The organism is Streptomyces sp. A18, from assembly GCF_059026065.1.
The window spans coordinates 1-279 of sequence record NZ_JBWLKL010000174.1 but is presented as its reverse complement, the minus strand read 5'-3'; the positions used below and the strand labels follow the sequence as shown (position 1 = coordinate 279).

Sequence of the window (279 nt, the reverse complement as noted above, 5' to 3'; positions counted from 1 at the left end):
CGACCGCAGGCGTACGCGGCCAAAGCCGAAGCTCCTTGTGGCCGGGCGGCGCATCAGCCAGGTGACGGTCCTGTTCGCCGCGATCGCGGTGTGCGCGGCGTGCTTGCTGGGCTGGTCGATCGCCTATTCCTACGGCCAACTCCGCACATTTGCCGAGTACATCCTTCCGGCGGAGCTGGCGCAGTGGTGGCCGCTCACCGTGTACGGCCCGTGGTTCGTCGCGGCTCTTTCGATTCTGCGGGCGACCGTGCAGCACCAGAGCGCGAAACGCTCCTGGGG

1 protein-coding gene is annotated in these 279 nt (G+C 68.1%); it reads left to right on the top strand.

Annotated features, from left to right (window positions below):
* Window positions 1-279 (top strand): DUF2637 domain-containing protein (locus tag AC5P1C_RS44025; RefSeq protein WP_493871616.1); only part of this gene is annotated, 279 nt, incomplete at both ends.